We start from the raw sequence: 21,291 nt of genomic DNA, 5'->3' as shown, positions 1-21,291 counted from the left end.
GCAGGGGCGAATATCATGCATGAAGGTCAGTACAGCGTTTAGGCTCGCTGGCGATCATCGCGTTTATGACTATCCGGTTGGCCATTCTCGCGGCGGATCCGCAACTGCACTTGATGGGTTTTACCATCGTCTTGCAATTGAATGCCCGCTTGGGGATTGTCGATACCATCGACCGTCATACCCGTTGCGCTGTGATTATCGACCTGCTCCACCTCGATATGGTATTCGGCGCTATGGTAGCGATAGCGGATCGAAAAGCGATTCCACTCTTCGGGTAAGCAAGGTTCAATCAGTAAGCGCGTGCCACTGCGTTTGATCCCCAGCAATGACTCGCTCATGAGGCGATACATCCAACCGGCCGAGCCGGTGTACCACGTCCAGCCACCACGGCCGGTATGCGGCGCTACTGCGTAAATATCAGCCGCCGCCACATACGGCTCGACTTTGTACTGTGCCACTTGCGCCAAGCTCTTGCCGTGATTAAGTGGATTGAGCATGCGCGTAAGCTCCCACGCCCGCTCTTTATCACCCAACGCGGCAAATGCCATGGCAGACCAAACTGCGGCATGGGTGTACTGCCCACCGTTTTCCCGCACGCCGGGCACATAACCACGGATATAGCCGGGGTTTGGCTCGGCGCGATCAAAGGGCGGATCGAGTAGCTGAATAATGTTTTCCGGCCGTTTTACCAGATGACGGTTTAACGCATGCATGGCTAAGCGGCTGCGCTCCAAAGCTCCCGCCCCCGATAGAACCGACCAACTTTGCGCGATGGCATCAATCCGGCACTCACTATTAATCGCCGCTCCCAGCATGCTGCCGTTATCAAAATAGGCACGTCGATACCACTGACCATCCCAGCCATGTTGCTCCAGATTTTGTTGTAGCGGCTCGGCATATTGATGGCACATCTCAGCGATGGCGGTATCGCCGCAGCGCTCGGCCAACTCGGCAAAACGCAGCAGTACGTCATACAGGAAAAAACCGAGCCAAACACTCTCCCCGCGCCCATGGTTCCCAACCTGATCCATGCCGTCATTCCAGTCTCCCGAGCCCATCAGCGGTAACCCATGTTCACCAAAGCGCAGCCCGTGCATCAAGGCGCGCACCGCATGCTGATACAAGGTTTCACTCTGTCCTGAGGCGTGCATGGCATCGTAGTATGACTCTTCCCCTTCTTTGAGCTCGCGCCCTGCCAGATAGCTAACCGACTCACGCAAGATGCTCAAATCACTGGTGCTATTCACGTAATGACACAGCACATACGGCAACCACAGATAATCATCCGAGCAGCGGGTACGCACGCCTTGTCCGAGCGGAGGATGCCACCAGTGCTGTACATCACCTTCGATAAACTGCCGTGAAGCTGCGGTCAGTAAGTGTTGGCGCAATAAGCTCGGCGCAGCATGCACCAATGCCATGCAATCTTGCAGCTGATCGCGAAAACCAAAGGCGCCGCCCGACTGATAATAGCCACTGCGCGCTTCCACGCGACAAGCTAAGGTTTGGTATAGCAGCCAGCCATTGAGCAGTACATCCAGCTCAGGCTCTGGGGTGCTGACCTGAACTGCGCCCAATGTGTTACGCCAAAACGCATGCACCGCCGCCAAAGCGCGATCGGCCTGCGCTACCATCCCACCGTCATCAGTGCGCCCATGCAACTGTTGCAATAACGCCAGTGCGCGGGTTTCGTCCTCTTCCGCGCCCAGCACAAACACCAGCTCACGCGCTTCCCCACTGAGCAGATGGACATTCACCTGCAGCGCCGCACAAGGATCGCAACTGGCCGGATTGATGCCCGGCAGTCGCTCAGGTGCCTGTTCAGCAGCCAGCCAAAGCGGCGCGCTTTCCTGACCAAGCGGCCCTAAGAACTGCTGGCGGTCATTACAGACACTACGCTCATGCATGCTGACATTAAAAAAGAGTGTTCGCGGATCGCCCGCATGGTTGTATGTGTTGCGCGCCAACAACGCACGACTGCCCGCATCTTGCCAGCTAACCACGTGCAAGGCGGTTTTCTGTTTCAAATCACCGGCAATCCATTCGGCATAGCCGGTGATTTGCAGATGACGACGAGCCGCGGAGCGATTCACCAGCCGCAGCTGCCAGTACTTCACCGGCCGTTCGCGATCGACAAACACCCGCAGACTGCTTTCAATGCCACCTTGTTGATGCTCGAACACGCTATAGCCAAAGCCATGTCGCGTGCGGTATTCCCCCTCTCCCGCGCACGGTTGCGGCGTCGGCGACCACAGATCCCCCCGTTCCATATCACGGATATACAGCGCCTCCCCGCTCCGATCGGTCACCGGATCGTTATGCCACGGCGTCAGGCGATATTCATGCGCATTTTGATACCAGGTGTACGCTTGCCCACTTTCACTGATCACCGAGCCAAAATGAGGGTTCGCCAAGATATTGCTCCACGGCACCGGAGTTTTGCGTTGTCGATCTAGCAATAAAATGTACTCACGCCCATCGCGGCTAAAACCGCCTAAGCCGTTAAAAAACTGCAACTCTTGCTGCGAATAGGTGATATCAGGCTCTGAAGACGCCTCCTGCGACGCGACGCGGTTAGCGCGTCTCGTCATCGACAAGGCCGCCACCGAGGTGATCGGCACCGAAGTGACTGGCGTCACACTGGCCGCGCCCAGCGTAGCGGATGCTCCAATGCCAGAGATAGATGCTGAGCTTCGCGTATCACTTGCCAATTGCTCGGCTAATGAGCCGTGGCGCTCATCCAAAATCACCACTGCCACCGCCTGCAGCAAAGTTTGCTCCTCCGCCGTCAGATTTTGCATCGCACGCAGATAGACGCCGCCAGCGCGATCCACATACTCTGAGGCTCCGGTCGCATTCAGCAGTCCACCGAGGGAAGTTTGCAGCTCTTGGCGATAGCCTGAATGCTCTTGGTTGGCGATCACCAAATCGAAGATAAAACCTTTATGCCTGAGATAGGCATGCGCTTGCAGCAACTGGCGCACCAAACTCTCGCCATCGGCACTTTGAACCTGCACCAGCAAGATTGGATGATCGCCAGAGATCGCCTGTGGCCACAGATCCGATTGCCCACGCCTATTAGCCTGCAAAATGGCCGGTTCAGCGCGCAGACGGGCGTCTGGGTACAAAATACGCCCCGCCAGCTGGTTAAACAGCGCCGCATCCTGATCGTTGATATTGAGTTGATGTAAAAAGACCTGACTGTGAGTCCACGCTAAATGCTCGACCCGATCGGCCAAATGCGGATCGCGGTATTTATGCGCCAACAGCAAACAGCTTTCGCGCTCTGGTGCGACCCCCAGTAGCAAATCTGCGGTAGCGGTGGATTGCGGTGCCAACGTGATACGGCGGCGGATCGCCACTATCGGATCGAGCACCGCGCCATGACTGTTAGTTAACGGTTGCTCCAGCGCCTGCGGATTCGCCGCGCTACGCCCACGGCCAATGAACTTCATGCGGTCAGTTTCATAGCTGATAGCTTCGCTCTCGGCGCCTTGCACATTCAACTGATGGAACAACCACGGATTGCGCTCATGCGCCGTGCGTGCTCGGCGATGGCACAGCAAGGTCTGCAACCCGGCCACAATTTCCGTCTGCATAAAAAGATTGCTGAACGCGGGGTGCAGCTCATCGGTGATCAGCGGTGCCAGCACCACTTCGGCATAAGTGGTAAGCTCCAGTGTCAGTGGATGGTAGCTGTGATTGGTCAGCCGAATTCGGCGCAGCTCCACATCATCTTCTGGAGAGACCACGATTTCGGTTTGTACCGACGCCTGCGGCAAGCACTGGCTAAACTCAGCACGCGACTCAGAAAATATCACCCGATATTCTGCTTCCGCCAGCTCCGGTCGTCGGCCAAATGGCTGGCATGTCACGCTATCCGTACGAGCGCTGTTTACCTCGCGCAGATAACAGAACAACCCATAGCGCTCGGTGGTGGCATCGGTGCGCCAGCGCGTCAACGCCAGCTGATGCCAACGGCTGTAGCCGGCGCCACTTTGGCTAAGCAGCACATGATAACGGGAGTTAGACAGCAACTGGATTTGCGGCTGCGCCAAATCGGCAACGCCAAATTGGCGGCGGACATCCCCCAGCGCAGGGCGCTCCTCCCACACCGGTTCAAATTTCTGCCGCTGCACGTAGACGCTAATGACTTTCGGCATCCGCTCTTGCAGCAACAATTGGGTCGCTTTAAACAACGGCTCCGCACTGAAGCGCTGTGGCATAATCGGCCCCAATAAAGCATGGGACAACGCCAAGAATCCCATCCCTTGATGATGCGCCATATAAGAGCGGATCAGGGCGTGAGTCTCGCCCCGATTCAGGCGCGCCGGCGTAAAATCCAGCGCCTCATAAAAACCAAAACCACCGCGCGCGCCCATACCTTGCAGGCGCTGCAAATTGTGCAGCGCCGCTTGCGGCTCCAGCATCAATGCCATCATAGTGGCGTACGGCGCCACCACGCGGTCTTCCGCTAAGCCGCGCTTAAGCCCTAATCCTGGCACGCCAAACGCGCGATATTGATAGTTAAACTGCGCATCGGTACGGTTATAGCCAGACTCCGAAACGCCCCACGGTAAACCGGTTTGTCGGCCATAATGCATCTGGTGTAGCACCGCATGGTGGCAGGTGGTGCTGATGAGGGTATCTTGGTATGACGGCATCACCAATTGCGGCATCAGGTACTCAAACATCGAGCCGCTCCATGATGCCAGCACCGCGCGCCCGTCTAACACTGTCAGCAAACGGCCCAAATTAAACCAGCTCTTCAAAGGAATTTGCCGCCGCGCAACCGCCAGAAAATAGCTCAGCCGCGCTTCTGATTGCAGCAAATCGTAGTGGCCAAGATCAAACTGGTGTGAGTCTAGGTTATAGCCAACACGCAGTAACTGGCGCGCCGGATCGAACAGAAACTCAAAGTCCATATCCGCTAACGCTTCCAAGTGCTGGGCAAGCAATACGATATCCGCCTGCTGCTGTTGCTGCACCGCGCTGCCCCCTTCCAGCTCACTCACCAGCAACCCAGTTTGTTGCACTAACGCCTGCGACCAGCGCCGAGCCGCAGTACTGGTGTAGGTATCTTGAATATACAAATTGAGCTCAGCGGCCAGCTGCTGCACGCGGGTAAAGTAGGCCAGCGGCGATTGCTCCAACTCCGCATCATTACCGCTCAGAACCTCTTGCAAGCGACCGGTTAATGCCTCAGCCACCGGTGAGGCGCGCTCTCCCAACGCCTGAACCAGAAGCTGCAAAGTATCCATCAATCCCTGCTGCCAACTGAGCCAATTAGGTGACACCTCGCATAGTGCCAATAATCCACGGCGCAAAATCAGCAAATGACCGGCCAGATTGCCGCTGTCGACCGTTGAGATATAGCGAGGATAGAGCGGGCGCAATGTTTGGGTGTCATACCAGTTGTAAAAATGGCCTCGATAACGCCCTAATTGCTCGAGGGTATCTAACGTCTGGCGTGTGCGCGCTAGCAGTTCGCCCCGCGGGATATACCCAAAATCAAACGCCGTCAGGTTGGCCAGTAACGACAACCCAATATTGGTCGGTGATGTGCGATGCGCCACTACCGGATCGGGCACTTCCTGATAATTATCCGGCGGCAAAAAGTGGTCATCTGCACTGACAAAGGTTTCAAAAAAGCCCCAGGTCTCGCGGCTGAGCTGGCGTAAATAGCGCTGCTGCTCGTGGGATAAATTCGCCGGCGTGATCTGCACCGGCTGACTTAGCCTTGCCATCAACCACGGCGTCAGTAACCAACCGGCGGCAATGGCCAACGCTAACCCAAGATTCGCCGGCATGCTGAATGCCACTAACGGCACCAGTAGCAATGCCAGCGACCATGACGGCCACATCTGACGATAAAAATCTGCCGCTAAGCGGGGTGCCTGTTGCTGCTGCGCCTCGGATGTCGTCCACTCCAGCATGCGCCGGTGACTGGCAAACATCCGCCATAATGCAGTGCACGCCGCGCTGAGATGAAACAGCACTTCAAAAGGCAGCAACAGCAGTTGTAATCCTTGCTGACGAATGCGGCGCAACGCCTGAACAACGCTCAAACGGCTGTACTGCCACCACGAGACCTCTTTGGCCACCAGCACCACATCTAAAAGCAGTGCCAGCAGAGCCGGTGATAGCCAAAGCAGCCCGATTATCCACAGCACGCTTACTGGCGTCATCAGCAACAACCCGCCCACCAGCAACATCAACGTGGCTAACGGCGTTAGGCTGCGGCGCAAGTTATCCAACAGTTTCCAGCGCGATAACGCCGATAACGTGTTGTCTTCCCAACTACCGCCTAATGTCAGCACACGTCGGCGCAGCCAAGGTAATAACTGCCAATCACCACGAACCCAACGCCGGCGGCGAGCCACATCGGCTAAATAGTTATCCGGCGATTGTTCAAAGAGCGCAACATCACTGACCAAGCCCGAGCGCGCATAGCACCCTTCCAGCAAATCATGGCTGAGCACCTGATTCTCCGGCCAGCGCCCGCGTAGCACCCGCTCGAAGACCGCCAGATCATAAATGCCTTTGCCGATAAACGAGCCTTCGCCAAACAGATCCTGATACACATCCGATACCGTGCGGGTATAAGGGTCAAGACCGCACTCGGTCGCGCACACGCGCAAATAAGCATTGAGCCCTTGCTCAGGGATTTGCTCGGCAATGCGCGGCTGTAAAATGCCGTAACCGGCCACCACTCGCTGACAAATCGGATCGTAAACCGCCTGATTCAGTGGATGCGCCAAGGTGCCGATCAACTGGGTGGCACTGCCTGGCGGCAGCTGAGTATCGAGATCCAAGGTGATCACGTAGCGAATATTACTCAGTACCGCGCGCCGACCCGCAATCACATCAAAGGCATCCGGATCTTGGCCGAGCAAAAAGGCATTCAGCGCCGCCAGCTTGCCGCGTTTGCGCTCATACCCCATCCAGCAGCCTTCGCGCTCATTCCAGCGCCGCTCGCGGTGGAATAAGAAAAAGATACTGCCGCGACTGTCGCCATTAATGCGTTGATTCAGCGCTTGGATATGTTGGCGTACATGGTTCAGCAGCCCTTCATCTTCCGGCAACGTGGGCTGCGGCGCATCGGTAAAATCGGTCAGCAGCGCAAAGTGCAAATAAGGATCGGGATTGGCCAAATAACGCACTTCCAGTGCCGCCACCGCCGCATCAATTTGCGACGGTGAGCGCAATAACATCGGCACCACCACCAACGAACGATACTCCGGCGGTAAACCATGGGAAAAATCCATTTTCGGCAGATGAGACGGCGTCACGGTGCGCGTTAGCAATTCATTGACCCACTGCACCGCCAGCTGACTGAATGCCAAAAACGCGCAAACCAGCAATAACCCGCTGCTGACCATAGCGAAGGGGCTGCTACCGGCAACCGCCGCGAAAAACGCAGGCATATCGCTAGCCTGAGGCGTCAACATACTGAAGACCAATACGCCCACCGCCAACAATGCAAATCCAGAAACGGCCAGCAAATAAGCCGGCAGTGCATGACGGTGTAAAAACTGCTGACTGCGTCGCGCCAATGAACTGCGAATACCCAGCTCACTGGTTAACTGCGCCTGACCGTCACCAATCAGGTAATAACCAACATGTAAACGCCGGTCCTGACTGTGATAACGCTCTCCGGCTTGCTGGGCTAACTCCACGCAGCGCCTTGCCACCACCGGCTCACTGACACGGGCACGGCGTGCCAAGCGCTCCAATTGGTGGCGATAACGATCGCGCGTCGCAAAGTCCATACGCGCGTACACCGCCGCCGGATCACTGCGCAAAATCTGCTCGCTGACACTCATGGTTTCGACAAACTCCGGCCAGTTCATCTGCTCCAGTGCACGTAAGCTGTTGATGCTGTTACTGACCGACAACTGACTAACCGCCTGCGACTGCGCATGCTGCTGCAGCGCGCTGTCGAGCGTCATTCCTTGTTCACGCAAACGTAGCGCCAACCAATCGGTCACCACCGACAAGCCTGGATCTTTGCCCTGTAAGCGACGCGTCAGCTCAGCCACAAAGCTGGCAGACAAGCACACCGGTGTCTGCGCCAACTCCGCCAAGGCTTGGATCAGCGCATCCGGTGACTGACGACTCACCTGCACCAGACGCTCGGCCCATGTCATCGCCAGCGCAGTGGTGTGTAATTCATCAGTCAGATGGCGAGCTATCCGGCGCAAATTTTCAATCAACGCCAGCCGCAGCATGATGGGCAACGCCCATAACTCGCCCAAATTCAGATCCGATTGCTGCTGATAAGCACCAACAAAACGGCTGAAACTGTCCGCATCCCAATGACCATCGCCGTGTGCGATGGCTTCCAGCGCAATATCATAAACCCGTGGAATACCGTGCTGCGCGGGGTTATTCAGGCGCGGCAAACCGCGACCATACTCTTTCGGCAAATTTTGCCGAATCAGGTAAATTTGCTCTTCAATCAGATAATAGTTATCCAGCAGCCATTCCCCTGCGGGAGTGAGCTTTTGCTGCGTGGTAGATGCTTGCAGCAGCTGACAGCAACGGATCAGGATCTGCTCGTTTTCTGCCAAACGCGGCAATAAGCGCTCAGGGCAACGGCCTCGGCTGAGCTTGTGCGAGCGCGCCAGTACTCGGCCATGACGCTCCATTTGGCCAGCCGTAAATAATTCGGCCCGTAATGGCGCTTCCGCCTGTATACCGGCCACCTCCGGATGCTGCCAGCGCAGTTTGCGCCGTATCACTGAAAAAAGGCTCATACTCACCGTCATCTCCCCTGTTCAGACGGAGACCGCACAACTCCGAAACCGTAAGGCGCACTATGCCTGCACGCGCATAGGCGCGACAGGTCATTGGTAAGCATAGAACACAAATGCTTAATACGATGACCGCATGAGTATTAAGCCTCATGACAAATTGGCAGAACGAAAGCCGAAGGCATGCAAAGCCACAACAAAGGGATAAGAGGCAAGGAATAAGGGATAAGGGATAAGGGATAAGGGATAAGAGCAAAGCAAAAAAGAAAAGCAGAGCAAAGTCCGCCCTGCGGATAGATATAGCGCTGATTTACTTAGCTGTAAGCAACCCTAGCTAAAACCCTAGCTAAAACTTCAGCCAAGCACATAAAAACAACAGGGAGCCAGACGGCTCCCTGCTTATTGCCGGATAACACGCATTCGTGCTTAGGCATTGTTTTTCCACTCTCGGTTTACATCACGCCTACACGGATACGGACACGGCCTCGACCGACTTAACACGAATAGATTAGACGTAAACGTTTGCGTGGAAAAACCAAAGAAAATCAGGCCAGTTCGATACCCAGACGCTGCGCCACTTCTTCGTACGCTTCAATCACCCCGCCCAGACCTTGACGGAAACGGTCTTTGTCGAGTTTCTTCAGCGTATCTTTATCCCACAGACGGCAACCATCCGGCGAGAACTCATCACCCAGCACGATTTCACCGTGGAACAGACCGAACTCCAGCTTGTAATCCACCAGAATCAGACCAGCATCGGCAAACAGCGCTTGCAGTACGGCATTGATCTTGAAGCTCAGCTCTTTCATCCGATCCAGTTGTTCATCGGTCACCCAGCCAAAAGAGCGGCAGTGGTACTCGTTGACCATCGGATCATGCAGGGCATCGTTTTTCAGGAACATTTCGAAGGTTGGCGGATTGAGCTCCATCCCTTCTTGTACACCCAGACGACGCACTAAAGAGCCGGCGGCACGGTTACGGATCACACACTCAACCGGTACCATATCCAGTTTTTTCACCAAGGCCTCAGTATCCGACAGCAGGGCTTCCATCTGCGTTGGAATACCGGCTTCGGCCAGTTTGGTCATGATGAAATAGTTAAATTTATTATTCACCATCCCTTTGCGATCCAGCTGCTCAATCCGCTGACCGTCAAAGGCTGAGGTATCATTACGGAACTCCAGCACCAGAAAATCCGGATTCTCTGTGCTGTACACCGTTTTAGCCTTACCACGATACAGCTCAGCTCGCTTCTGCATTTTTCTACTCCATGATTGAGGGGTGTATAAATAAGAAAAGGGGCCGAAGGCCCCTTTGATCCATTACTGGTTTACAGCTTGGCTGTCGAATACCGCCTGCACCGCTGGCAGCAAGGCTTCGAAGCTGCTGTCGGACAACGGCTTACCGTCTGCATCCGTCAGCGCCAAACTGGTACGGTTCCCCAGATCCCCGACTTGCAGCTTGTATTCACTGCGCGACAGTTGTGGATCTTTGGCCGACAGCGCACTCCAGCCGCTGTCTCCGATATTCTTGTAGCTCAAGGTCATTTGACCTTGTGGACGATTACGCTCTTCAACCGTAAAGCCCAGCTTGCTCAGCGTGGCTGGCAAACGCGCCCACACCACATCATAACCGGCACGCACGATATACACCGGTAAACCGGTATTATCCTGACCGGCCTGAACGTTCAGTACCGCGCCTTGCTGCGCCAAACGAGCCGCTTCTTGAGCACGGCTTTGCGCGTCCATGGTGCTCATCAGGTTGTTGAGCAACATCGCGTTATAACGCTGGATCTCGGTGCTTTCGGTGACGCTCTGGCCTTGGCTGTCTTGCAGCTCAGTCAGGCGGCTTTGCAGCACAGTGTTGTAACCTTGGCTTTGAACCTGCAGCTGATAACGGGCACGCATGTTCTGCACTTCATCGCTTTGGGTCCAATTCACCCAATCGGTGGTCAGCGTCATATCAGCGGCTGATTGGCTGGCGATGGTCACTTTTTCTTGCTGCAGAGCACTTAACAGATTGCCCCACAGGGTTTGCGCTGGATATAAGCGCCCTTCCATGATCACTTGTGACAGATTGCCTTCCGATTGCGTGCGGGAGCCGTTTAACAGCGGCATCACCTGCTGCGGAGGACGCACATCCACCTGCTTGCCCACAGGGCCTTGTCCAGCAGATGGGATCGCATAATCATTGGACGCCAGCGGCGCACTGACGCCGGCCGGCCATACCATGGCCGTTTGCGCCGGAGTATTCAGGTAACTGTCGTTACCGTTGACTTCGCGCTTGAAGCGACCGCCATCAGATGAACAGGCCGTCAGCGCCATCACCAGCGATAACCCTAACACGCTCTTTACGGACAGCGTGTTTTTCAGCACCGCAGTGCCTTTCAACGAGTGAGACATTCCTACTCCCAACAATTAGAGCAAACCAGCTGCAAGCAACGCTTTCTCGACACGGGGTTTAGCCGTCTCGCTCAGCGGTAACAAAGGTAGACGCAGCATGTCGTGGCTGATAAGCCCCAGACGATGACACGCCCACTTCACCGGAATCGGGTTTGATTCGGCAAATAAATCCACATGCAGCGGCATCAGTGTTGCGTTAATTTCTTCTGCAGCTTGCCACTCACCAGCCAGTGCCAAACGGCACATCCGGCTCATCGCTTCAGCTGCTACGTTTGCGGTGACCGAAATCACTCCGCGTCCGCCTTGCTGCATAAAGTCCAGCGCAGACGCATCATCGCCGCTTAACAGGGTAAAGTCTGGCCCTGTTAACGCATGAATTTTTTGTACTCGGCTAATATCGCCGGTGGCTTCTTTCAGCGCCACAATATTAGGCACTTGCGCCAAACGGCCCACCGTTTCCGGCAGCAGATCGCACCCCGTACGGCCCGGCACATTATAAAGAATTTGCGGTAAATCGGTATGCGCGGCAATCGCCGAATAGTGACGGAACAAGCCTTCTTGGGTCGGCTTATTGTAATAAGGCGTTACGCTCAGGCAACCCACCACGCCGGTATCGTTGAACATTTTGGTCAACGTGATCGCCTCAGCAGTGGCATTGGCACCGGTACCGGCAATCACAGGGATGCGGCCATCTGCGAACTCAAGGGTTTTCAGGACAACCTTGATGTGTTCTTCCACACTGAGCGTTGCCGACTCACCGGTGGTCCCCATGGCAACGATGGCATCAGTCCCACCGGCTACATGATACTCCACCAATTTTTTCAGGCTTGCATAATCAACTTCTCCGGCCTGATCCATCGGCGTAACTAGCGCAACAATGCTTCCTGAAAACATCTGATTATCTCCCTTGAATTTTGACTAATCATGGTACTTTTTACCGGACGATAAATGCAAGCTACACAATGCAGATACGGCTCAGTTTTGCTCACCGGAAACAAAATATTTTGTGCTACCATGCAAGCATCCATGCTTTCGGAGATATCAGGGTGCAACAGCCGCAAGCTCATTATCTGGTTCTGACCGCGGTCGGAACAAACCGTCCGGGGATCGTTAACACCATCACCCGTCACGTCAGCAGTTGCGATTGCAACATCGAAGACAGCCGTTTAGCCCTGCTCGGGGGCGAGTTCACCTTCATCATGTTGCTGTCCGGCAGTTGGAATGCCATCGCCCGCATCGAGTCCACTCTGCCAGTCACCGCCGCCGAATTAAACCTGATGATCGTCATGAAGCGCACGGTATGCGAGCCCAAAGCGCCGTACCCGGCGATGGTTTGGGTGCAGGTGGATGTGGATGACTCCCCGCACATCATCGAAAAATTTACCGACTTTTTTGCCTCGCGCAATTTGGATATTGCCGAGCTGGCCTCGAAGACCTTAGCACGGCCCGGACAAGTTCCTTTGCTCAGCATTCAGATTGCGGCCCACTGCCAAAACTGTGCGCTAGAACAACATTCAGTGATTGATGATTTCCACGCTTTGTGTCAGAAATTGGGCGCACAGGGCAATATCAATGTTGCGGTTCACAGCCAGCCTGAGCAGCCGTAACCGGATACTGCCATAACAATGACCAGAATCTGAACACGCAAGGACTTACCGCTTATGCAAACGCTAAAGGCCGGAGACAAAGCTCCGCAATTTACGCTGCTCGATCAAGACGGCGAAGAGATCAGTCTGAGCGACTATCTGGGCAGCAAAGTGCTGGTCTATTTTTACCCGAAAGCCATGACGCCGGGTTGTACCGTACAGGCCTGTGGCTTACGGGATAGCCAGCCTGATCTGAAACAGTTTGGCGTCGATGTTCTGGGGATCAGCACCGATAAGCCTGAAAAACTGTCGCGCTTTGCCGAAAAAGAGATGCTTAACTTCACCCTGCTGTCTGACGAAAACCATCAGGTGGCCGAACAGTTCGGCGTCTGGGGTGAGAAGAAATTCATGGGCAAAGTGTACGATGGCATCCATCGCATCAGCTTCCTGATTGATGAGCAAGGCACCGTGCAGCACGTCTTTGATAGCTTTAAGACCAAAGACCACCACGAAGTAGTGCTCAACTACCTGCGTAGCCTGTAAGCGCCGCGCTTGGCTGTACACGCCAGCAAACACCAGACAGCAAAAAGGACGGGTTACCCCGTCCTTTTTATTTACTCTTCGATTTTTGCTTTTGGTATCGCCATAAAAACAGCAAATGATTCACGCCGTTTCCATCGGTGGCTCTTCCGGCGCTGGCCAGACATTGATCACCGCCTTGACTAAGGTCGCCAGAGGGATGGCAAAAAAGACGCCCCAGAATCCCCACAGCCCACCAAAAACCAGCACCGACACAATAATCACCAACGGATGCAAATTCACCGCTTCCGAGAACAATACCGGCACCAGCAAGTTACCATCCAGCGCCTGAATAATCAGGTAGGCAGTGAGCAGATACCAGAATTCCGGCGAAATGCCCCACTGAAACAGCGCCACCAGCGCGACCGGAATGGTCACCAACGCCGCCCCGATATACGGGATCAACACCGACAGCCCCACTAATACCGCCAACAACAGCGGATAGTTCAGGCCAAAGGCGATAAACGTCAGGTACGAGGTCACCCCAACCACCAAAATTTCAATCACCTTACCGCGAATGTAGTTGGTGATTTGCTGGTTCATCTCCAGCCACACTTTACCAACCAGATGGCGATTTTTCGGCAGCACCCGCGATACGGCGCGAAACATCTGCTGTTTATCCTTGAGCAGGAAAAACACCATCAGCGGCACCAGCACCAGATACACCGCCAGCGCCACCAAGCTCACCAGTGACGCCAAGGATAACTTGAGCACCGATTCGCCCATGGCCAGAAACTTATCGCGCAAACTCGAGGTTAAGGTATCGAGCATGCTGTAATCGATATAATCCGGGTAATGCTCTGGCAAGGACGCGACAAAATTGTGGAATTGATTGAGCATGGTCGGGATATCACGTGCCAAATTAGCACACTGCTGCCAAAGGCTTGGCACCAACACCAGCACCGACAGCAGCATCAAACCAACAAACGCCGACATCACCAGCACCACACTCAGCGTACGCGGCATCCCGTAATGGGTCAGACGGCCGACCGGCCACTCCAACAGATACGCCAGCACAATCGCAGCCAGCAGCGGAGTGATCAAACTACTGAAAAAATAAAGGGTTCCGGCACCAATCAACAGCAGCAATGCCAGACTGACCGCCTGCGGATCGGAAAAGCGCTGGCGGTACCAGCGCAACAACATCGCCAACATTAACTTACAACTCCTTGGCTATCAGAAGGCCGACGGTTCAATTGCACCCGCCAGCGTGATAACGCCTGTTCATGCTCATGGGATACACACCATCCCTGCGCCAGTGCCAGACGGAGCAAATCACGCAGCTCCGCCGAACCGGAAAGATAAAAAACCACCATTGCGGCATCAGGATACATGCGTAACGTTTTTTTCGCCTGCAATAACAGTTGCGGACAGCGTAACGCACTCAAATCAATTTGAATCATTTCCATAACATCTTGGCACCGGTGTAAGATGTCTGTCTATTGTAAAGGAGTGTCCCTGCGGGCAGAAGAACTTCTCCGGCAAAGCAGGGTCGAAGTTTACTTACGGCGTCGTTAGATTAAGGATAATACAGAGATCCATGGCATATCGATTTTCGCACTCTGCGATTGCCGGCTTGCTGACCGGCATTTTGCTTACCAGCAGCCTGCCCGTTCAAGCGGCGCTGGATTTACGTTTGCCGGAAAGCAGTCCGGATGCTGCGCTCGACCGCGATTTGCCGGATATCGGCACTGCTGGCGGCAGCGTACTCAGTATTAATCAGGAAAAAGAGTTGGGGGATTTTTACCTGCGCCAAATGCGCGGTAAAGCGCCGTTGATCTCCGATCCGCTGCTCGATGCCTATATCACCGGTCTAGGCCAACGTCTGGTACGGCATGCCGATTCGGTACAAACACCGTTCAATTTCCTGCTGATCCGCAACAATAATCTCAACGCCTTCGCCTTTTTTGGCGGCAACGTCGTGCTGCACTCCGGCTTGATCCTGACCGCCGATAACGAAAGTGAGCTGGCCTCGGTCATTGCACACGAAATCTCACACGTTACCCAGCGCCATCTGGCGCGCGCGATGGAAGAGCAACAGCGCTCTGCCCCGCTCACTTGGGCGGCAACCATCGGCTCGATATTGCTGACCATGGCAAACCCACAAATGGGGATGGCGGCGCTCAGCAGTACCTTGGCCGGTACGCAGCAAAATATGATTTCGTTTACCCAAAGCAACGAGCAAGAAGCGGATCGGATCGGGATTACCTTATTGTCGCGTGCGGGCTTCGATCCGCAAGGTTCACCGTCATTTTTGGAAAAGCTGGCCGCGCAGTATCGTTACGCCTCTAAGCCACCCGAAATTTTGCTGACACACCCGTTACCAGAAAGCCGTTTAGCCGAAGCGCAAACTCGCGCTAATCGCCTGCCACAACGGCATCCAAGCGGTTCGCTGGAGTTCCAGTTAGCCAAAATCCGTTTACTCGGAATGTACGGCAGCGGTGAAAATACGCTGTCTAGCGCCACACTGAATCAGATGAGCGCGCAAGGTAATGCGTTAGAAAAACAAGCGGCGCAGTACGGTAAAGCCTTACTGGCTTATCAAAACCGCCAGTACGCGCAAGCACGCACCGAGTTACAACCGTTACTGACGCAGAGCCCGAAAAATCAGTGGTATATCGATCTGATGACCGACATTGATATCGGCCAGAATCGTGGTGCCGATGCAGTACGCCGCTTGCAACAGGCGCTGCAAAGCCAGCCCGATAGCCGCGTCTTACAGCTCAACTTGGCCAACGCCTATTACAAAGCCGGTCAATCCCAAGAAGCAATCAAGCGCTTGGAGCGCTATACCTTCGCCAATCCAAATGACCTCAATGGTTGGGGACTGTCAGCCGAAGTGTATGCCGCGCTCGGCCAACGTGATGCCGAATTGGCCGCCCGCGCCGAAAACAGCGCACTGCAAGGCAATTTCGACGAAGCAATCACCTTGCTGACTAACGCCAGCCAGCTGGTGAAGGTCAATAGCCTCAAGCAAGCACGCTATGATGCGCGCATCGATCAGCTGCGCCAGCTACAAAATCGCTACAGTAAATTTAAATCCTAAGATAACAACAAAAATCGCGCTCGCCATAATAACGAAAAAGGAAACATCGCTAATCATGCTGACCATTTATCACAACCCACGTTGCTCCAAAAGCCGAGAAACCTTAAGTCTGCTCGAAGAGCGTGGCCTGCAACCTGATGTGGTGCTGTACCTGCAAACACCACCCGATAAAGCCACCTTACAAGCGCTGATCCAACAGCTCGGCCTCGCCTCGGCACGCGATTTGATGCGACACAAAGAGAGCGAATATCTCGAGTTGGGTTTAGATAATCCGGCGCTGAGCGAAGATCAATTGCTGGATGCCATGCTAACTCACCCACGGTTAATCGAGCGGCCAATTGTGGTCAATAACGGCCAAGCGCGTATCGGCCGTCCGCCGCAACAGGTTCTGGATATCCTCTGATGTCGGCGGTATTGGTACTGTATTACTCACGCCATGGGGCCACGCGCCGTCTGGCACAGCAGATTGCGCGCGGCGTCCAAGCCGAAGGTCTGCCCGTTTGGCTGCGCACCGTGCCCGAGTGGGGAGAAAGTACCGCCCATGCCGCCGAACATCCCGATGACGATCCGCGCGTTAGCGCGCATGAGCTCGAACACTGCATGGGGCTCGCCTTAGGCAGCCCCAGCTATTTTGGCCAAATGGCCGCGCCCATGAAGCACTTTTGGGATAGCACCAGTGCCGACTGGCTCAAAGGCAGCCTGATCGACAAACCGGCCTGTGTGTTTACCTCCTCATCCAGCCAACACGGCGGACAAGAGGCCACTTTACTAGGGTTGATGTTACCGCTGCTGCACCACGGTATGCTGGTGCTCGGCCTGCCTTACAGCGAACCGACGCTGCATCAAACCCAGCAAGGCGGCGCGCCTTATGGTGCAGGGCATACCGGACATCAACCAGGTCTGAGCCCTCATGAGCAGCAACTGGCACGCATTCAAGGGCAGCGACTGGCGCAGGTATGCAAAAAACTGCGTGACAATGCCCCGCCAGCACGCTGATACTGCCACAAAGCGTGCTTTAGCAAATGGACAGACAATTAACAGGATGTTGATGATGGCACAGACCCCGATAACCCCTCCCGCAAGCTATCCACCGCTTGGCACTTATACCCATACCTTGTGGCAAGGTACTCGCCTATTTTGGCTCGGGTTACTGTTATGGCAGGTGGTTTGGCATTTATGGCTTTCACCGCATCCGCACCTACCAGCATGGGCCGTCACGCTAGGCTGGTGTGCGCCGTTACTGTTCCCTTTACGTGGACTGTTTCAAGGGCGGCCGTATACCCATGCGTGGGCTAATTTCGTCCTGATGCTTTATTTTTTACATGCCTTAACGATCATCACTATTGATGAGGGTGAGCGCTGGCTGGGCATTGTCGAGCTGATCCTAACAAGCGGCAGCTTTACCTTAAATCTGCTGTACGCACGTAAACGTGGCCAAGAATTAGGGCTGAAACTGCGCAAACTGAAAGCGGAATAAAACCCCAAGACGGCTACACGCGACTCAGGTACCGCGCGCAATTAGCCTTGATAGGCTATTGAAGAAAGATAACAAGATAAATAGATAGGCAGGCAAGTAGATAAAAAGCGAGAAAACACGAAAAAATCCAACGCGAGAAAACCCAACTCAGAGCGAGAGGATTTCTTTCACAAACGGGATGGTCAGCTTACGCTGCGCCGCTATCGAGGCGTGATCAAGTTTATCTAAGGTATCAAACAAGGTCCGCATATCGCGGCTCAAACGCTTGAGCAGAAAGCGGCCAACATCTTCTGGCATCTCAAAGCCACGCAAACGCGCCCGCGCTTGCAGCGCCTGCAGCTTATCTTCATCCGCCAGCGGATAGAGCTTGTAGATCTGCCCCCAATCCAGACGCGATGCCAGATCCGGTAAGGTCAGGTTGAGTTGACGCGGCGCCTGATCGCCCGCGATCAGCAAACGCGTACGCCCCTGCTCACGGATCCTGTTATACAGGTCAAAAATCGCCAGTTCCCACTCGGGATCGCCCGCGATCAGCTCGATATTATCGATGCAAACCAGTGCCAGATGCTCCATGCCTTCTAGCACATCGGGGCCAAAATACTCGCGTTTATCCAGCGGTACATAACCTACCGCCAGATTATGAGCAGACAGTTCGGCACATGCAGCGTGTAGCAGGTGACTACGTCCCGCGCCTTTACGCGCCCAGAAGTAGAGATATCCGCCACTATCGCCCTGAATCAGGGATTGGATCGCCTCCAGCAATTGCTGGTTTTTACCCGGATAAAAACTGGAAAAGGTTTCATCGTCAGGAAGGTTGATCGGTAGCGACAGCTGAGCCGGTGTATTCAGATCCACTCAAGTCCACTCATTAATATAACTGCCGCTAAGTCTATCATGTTCAGGGCCATGTTAGAACTCACCTAGGGATCGGTTACGATCCCCATTGATATTTTAGCACTTTTCCCTGCGCCGCATTGCCCGCATCCATTTTCAGCGAACCGGCCGCCGCTAACTCTTTTTCCAAATCCGCGCGCGTTCCTTTCATCACCATGTGATATTCCACTTCGCTACCGGCCAGACCAATCATCTGTACATCCGTCGCCGCCGTCAGCGCTTTCAGGCGTTTACTGAGCTGCGTTAGCTGATCAGGCGAGGTTATTCCGGCCACAACCAAGGCGTATTGATTATCAGCCAGCGGCGTAGAGGGGTAACTCATTTGCGGTGAAATCGCGGAGGCCGGCGGCGGCGTGGTACCGCTACGCATCACCGTGCCGGCATAGCCGCTCACACTGCTGGCATCCGGCAGCGCCGATTGCACCTGCATATCTTGCTGCACCAGCTGCGCGGTAGGTAAAACACCATCGGCCGATGCACTACCCGCCACGCTATTAGCTGTGGCACTGGTTGCCGCTGTCGCCGGTACATTCGCGGGTGCCGATCCGCCAGCCACAGATGTCTCTTGTGGGCCGGTAATGGGCACCGCGGTTGTTGGCTCCGCACCCTGCACCGCAGAATCGACAGCCGGTGCAGAGTTAGCCACAGGCTCTGAGCCAGCGTTAATCGCACCGACCGCAGCAGTGCTAGCAGGAGCTATGCTCGCCGAAACAGCACCCGCCACGGCAGTAGCCGGTGTAGCCGCATCGCGCGCTTTTTTCGCGTAGTAATCGGCGACCTGCTCTAGCATCTCGCCAACGGTCTGATCTGGCGCGCCCGGTAAGGTATATTCTTGCGATTGTGGCAGTGAAGTTTGCAGCTTATCTGGCGCAGCATCATACAGATGCCAGGTCAGGCTATCATTGTTCAGTGACGCCACCAGTACCGCATCCGGCTGGTAACGCAAACTGGCGGCAGCAATTGGGTTAATAAAGTTGCCGTACACATCGCTAGCCGACACCGCCATGTTATCTTCCAGATCGCCTAAAGGCAGCAGCAGTGGGATCCCGCGCTCCATGGCGACTTGACGCAGTTGTTCACGTGCAGCGGAATACTCTTGATCGAGCATGATGCGCCGATCGCCTGCGCTGTTGTTACCGCGGTTATCCACCAACCACAGCATGATGGCCGGACGATCATGGTTCCACACCGGTAAGCCTAAGGTTTGCGCCAAATGCTGCACGGCGGCCGGATCAAAACTGACATCGGCGGTTTTTTCGCCGTTTTCATTGCGCGTTTGCGTTTGGGCAATATAACGACCAGCTTGTTGCTGAGCGCTTTGTAGCGCCGGAGAGGCCGGTAATTCACGCAGACCACTGTAGCGGATCAACATATCATCCAGCGCTTCGCTACGCTGAGCATCGGTCAGTTGGGCGCCACTTACCGGCAAGCGCACCAGATAAAAATCATTCACCTCTGCCGCTTGCACGCCGCCCGCCAGTAGCAGGAAAGTCCATGCCACGATGGGTTTAATCCGCATACCTTGTTCCCCTTGGAATTCTCGATTTCGGGTCTAACAACGGGTATCAATGCCCGTATAACTGCCGCTTTTGACCGGTACATTGCCGCAAAAGTGCCGTAACCGCAAAAAATAAAACGCCGCACAAAGGCGGCGTCTGAAGCTGCTCGCAAAAATCTGTCATAGAAATCACACCGGAGCTGCTCCTGTCTACCACATGGCCTCTACTACATGGCCAGTAGCACGTAACAACAACCTGCAATGTGATGTTCTATTAACAAAATCGCTGCGTCAGTGCTGGTTTAACTTATGTTAGCACTGATGATTGAGTACCGATTATTTAGTACCGAAGATCTTATCGCCCGCATCACCCAGACCCGGAATAATGTAGCCTTTTTCGTTCAGGCACTTATCCACGGACGCGCAATACAGCTCGATATCCGGATGCGCTTTTTCCAGCGCCGCGATCCCTTCTGGCGCCGCCACCAGCACCAGCACTTTAATGCTGCTGCAACCGGCTTTTTTCAGCAGGTCGATAGTCGCAATCATCGAGCCACCGGTAGCCAGCATTGGGTCAACCACCAGCGCCATACGCTCTTCGATGTTAGAGACCAGCTTCTGGAAGTAAGGTACCGGCTCCAGAGTCTCTTCATCACGGTACACACCCACAACGCTGATGCGCGCGCTTGGCACGTGCTCCAGCACACCGTCCATCATGCCCAGACCGGCACGCAGGATCGGTACTACGGTAATTTTTTTACCCTTAATTTGCTCAACTTCGACTTTACCGCACCAGCCATCAATGGTAACCTTCTCGGTTTCCAGATCTGCGGTAGCTTCGTAGGTCAGCAAACTGCCCACTTCGGATGCCAGTTCACGGAAACGCTTGGTGCTGATATCAGCCTCACGCATCAGACCCAGTTTGTGCTTCACCAGAGGATGTTTGACCTCAACAACCTTCATAAACCTTCTCCTACACCAGCCCGAAATAAAATCGACAGATTATATACTGGAACTCACCCATTCCGGTAGGCCTTCGCGTGCGTTTGCTCA

At 54.7% G+C, this 21,291-nt stretch carries 15 protein-coding genes; 6 read left to right on the top strand and 9 right to left on the bottom strand.

Translation table 11 applies throughout. The annotated features are described in order from the left end of the window. Nucleotides 1–38 precede the first annotated feature (38 nt). The 4 genes from L975_RS12125 to dapA all read right to left on the bottom strand — a co-directional run bounded on the left by L975_RS12125 (nucleotide 39) and on the right by dapA (nucleotide 12,052). Nucleotides 39–8,759, bottom strand: coding sequence for a glycoside hydrolase family 94 protein (locus tag L975_RS12125; RefSeq protein ID WP_218185598.1), 8,721 nt, complete (start codon nucleotides 8,757–8,759; stop codon nucleotides 39–41). 542 nt (nucleotides 8,760–9,301) lie between these two features. Then, nucleotides 9,302–10,015 (bottom strand): phosphoribosylaminoimidazolesuccinocarboxamide synthase, encoded by a 714-nt coding sequence (gene purC, locus L975_RS12120; RefSeq protein WP_010862350.1) that lies wholly within the window; start codon nucleotides 10,013–10,015, stop codon nucleotides 9,302–9,304. Nucleotides 10,016–10,078: 63 nt separating this feature from the next. Next, nucleotides 10,079–11,158: an outer membrane protein assembly factor BamC gene (gene bamC, locus L975_RS12115; protein WP_010862351.1), complete on the bottom strand. Its 1,080-nt coding sequence runs from the start codon at nucleotides 11,156–11,158 to the stop codon at nucleotides 10,079–10,081. 15 nt (nucleotides 11,159–11,173) lie between these two features. Continuing rightward, nucleotides 11,174–12,052, bottom strand: a complete 879-nt coding sequence (dapA, locus tag L975_RS12110) for a 4-hydroxy-tetrahydrodipicolinate synthase (RefSeq protein WP_047708854.1) — start codon at nucleotides 12,050–12,052, stop codon at nucleotides 11,174–11,176. A 152-nt stretch (nucleotides 12,053–12,204) separates the two neighbouring features. Here dapA and L975_RS12105 point away from each other — a divergent pair, with 152 nt between their 5' ends. After that, nucleotides 12,205–12,765, top strand: a complete 561-nt coding sequence (locus L975_RS12105) for a glycine cleavage system transcriptional repressor (protein ID WP_010862353.1) — start codon at nucleotides 12,205–12,207, stop codon at nucleotides 12,763–12,765. Between the two features lie 54 nt (nucleotides 12,766–12,819). Further along, entirely contained in the window at nucleotides 12,820–13,287 is a 468-nt protein-coding gene (gene bcp, locus L975_RS12100; RefSeq protein ID WP_010862354.1) for a thioredoxin-dependent thiol peroxidase, read from the top strand. Nucleotides 13,288–13,407: 120 nt separating this feature from the next. Here bcp and L975_RS12095 read toward each other — a convergent pair whose 3' ends face one another. Then, the gene (locus L975_RS12095; RefSeq protein ID WP_010862355.1) at nucleotides 13,408–14,478 is read right to left on the bottom strand and encodes an AI-2E family transporter; all 1,071 of its coding nucleotides are present in this window, start codon (nucleotides 14,476–14,478) and stop codon (nucleotides 13,408–13,410) included. Beyond that, nucleotides 14,478–14,732: a sulfurtransferase TusA family protein gene (locus L975_RS12090; protein ID WP_010862356.1), complete on the bottom strand. Its 255-nt coding sequence runs from the start codon at nucleotides 14,730–14,732 to the stop codon at nucleotides 14,478–14,480. Before L975_RS12090 ends, L975_RS12095 begins: the two co-directional genes overlap by 1 nt. Before the next feature lie 131 nt (nucleotides 14,733–14,863). Here L975_RS12090 and L975_RS12085 point away from each other — a divergent pair, with 131 nt between their 5' ends. The 4 genes from L975_RS12085 to L975_RS12070 are packed head-to-tail and all read left to right on the top strand — an operon-like array spanning nucleotide 14,864 to nucleotide 17,846. Further along, a complete protein-coding gene (locus tag L975_RS12085) occupies nucleotides 14,864–16,369 on the top strand; it encodes a M48 family metallopeptidase (protein ID WP_052181449.1) in 1,506 nt (501 codons plus the stop codon). A gap of 55 nt (nucleotides 16,370–16,424) precedes the next feature. After that, nucleotides 16,425–16,772 (top strand): arsenate reductase (glutaredoxin), encoded by a 348-nt coding sequence (arsC, locus tag L975_RS12080; RefSeq protein ID WP_039044639.1) that lies wholly within the window; start codon nucleotides 16,425–16,427, stop codon nucleotides 16,770–16,772. Continuing rightward, nucleotides 16,772–17,365, top strand: coding sequence for an NAD(P)H:quinone oxidoreductase (gene wrbA / locus L975_RS12075; RefSeq protein WP_047708851.1), 594 nt, complete (start codon nucleotides 16,772–16,774; stop codon nucleotides 17,363–17,365). Before arsC ends, wrbA begins: the two co-directional genes overlap by 1 nt. A 52-nt stretch (nucleotides 17,366–17,417) precedes the next feature. After that, entirely contained in the window at nucleotides 17,418–17,846 is a 429-nt protein-coding gene (locus tag L975_RS12070; RefSeq protein WP_230400810.1) for a DUF2069 domain-containing protein, read from the top strand. A 147-nt stretch (nucleotides 17,847–17,993) separates the two neighbouring features. Here the strand turns inward: L975_RS12070 and hda are convergent, their stop codons facing one another. The 3 genes from hda to upp all read right to left on the bottom strand — a co-directional run bounded on the left by hda (nucleotide 17,994) and on the right by upp (nucleotide 21,201). Next, nucleotides 17,994–18,695, bottom strand: coding sequence for a DnaA inactivator Hda (gene hda, locus L975_RS12065; protein ID WP_215791181.1), 702 nt, complete (start codon nucleotides 18,693–18,695; stop codon nucleotides 17,994–17,996). Nucleotides 18,696–18,777: 82 nt separating this feature from the next. After that, the gene (locus tag L975_RS12060) at nucleotides 18,778–20,259 is read right to left on the bottom strand and encodes a DUF2066 domain-containing protein (RefSeq protein ID WP_047708849.1); all 1,482 of its coding nucleotides are present in this window, start codon (nucleotides 20,257–20,259) and stop codon (nucleotides 18,778–18,780) included. Nucleotides 20,260–20,574: 315 nt separating this feature from the next. Beyond that, the gene (upp, locus tag L975_RS12055) at nucleotides 20,575–21,201 is read right to left on the bottom strand and encodes a uracil phosphoribosyltransferase (protein WP_039044642.1); all 627 of its coding nucleotides are present in this window, start codon (nucleotides 21,199–21,201) and stop codon (nucleotides 20,575–20,577) included. Nucleotides 21,202–21,291 lie beyond the last annotated feature (90 nt).

The organism is Plesiomonas sp. ZOR0011 (assembly GCF_000800945.1).
Lineage (GTDB): Bacteria > Pseudomonadota > Gammaproteobacteria > Enterobacterales > CAMTGL01 > Plesiomonas > Plesiomonas shigelloides.
Note: the sequence above shows the minus strand (reverse complement) of the source record. Positions and strands in the feature narration are given on the sequence as shown.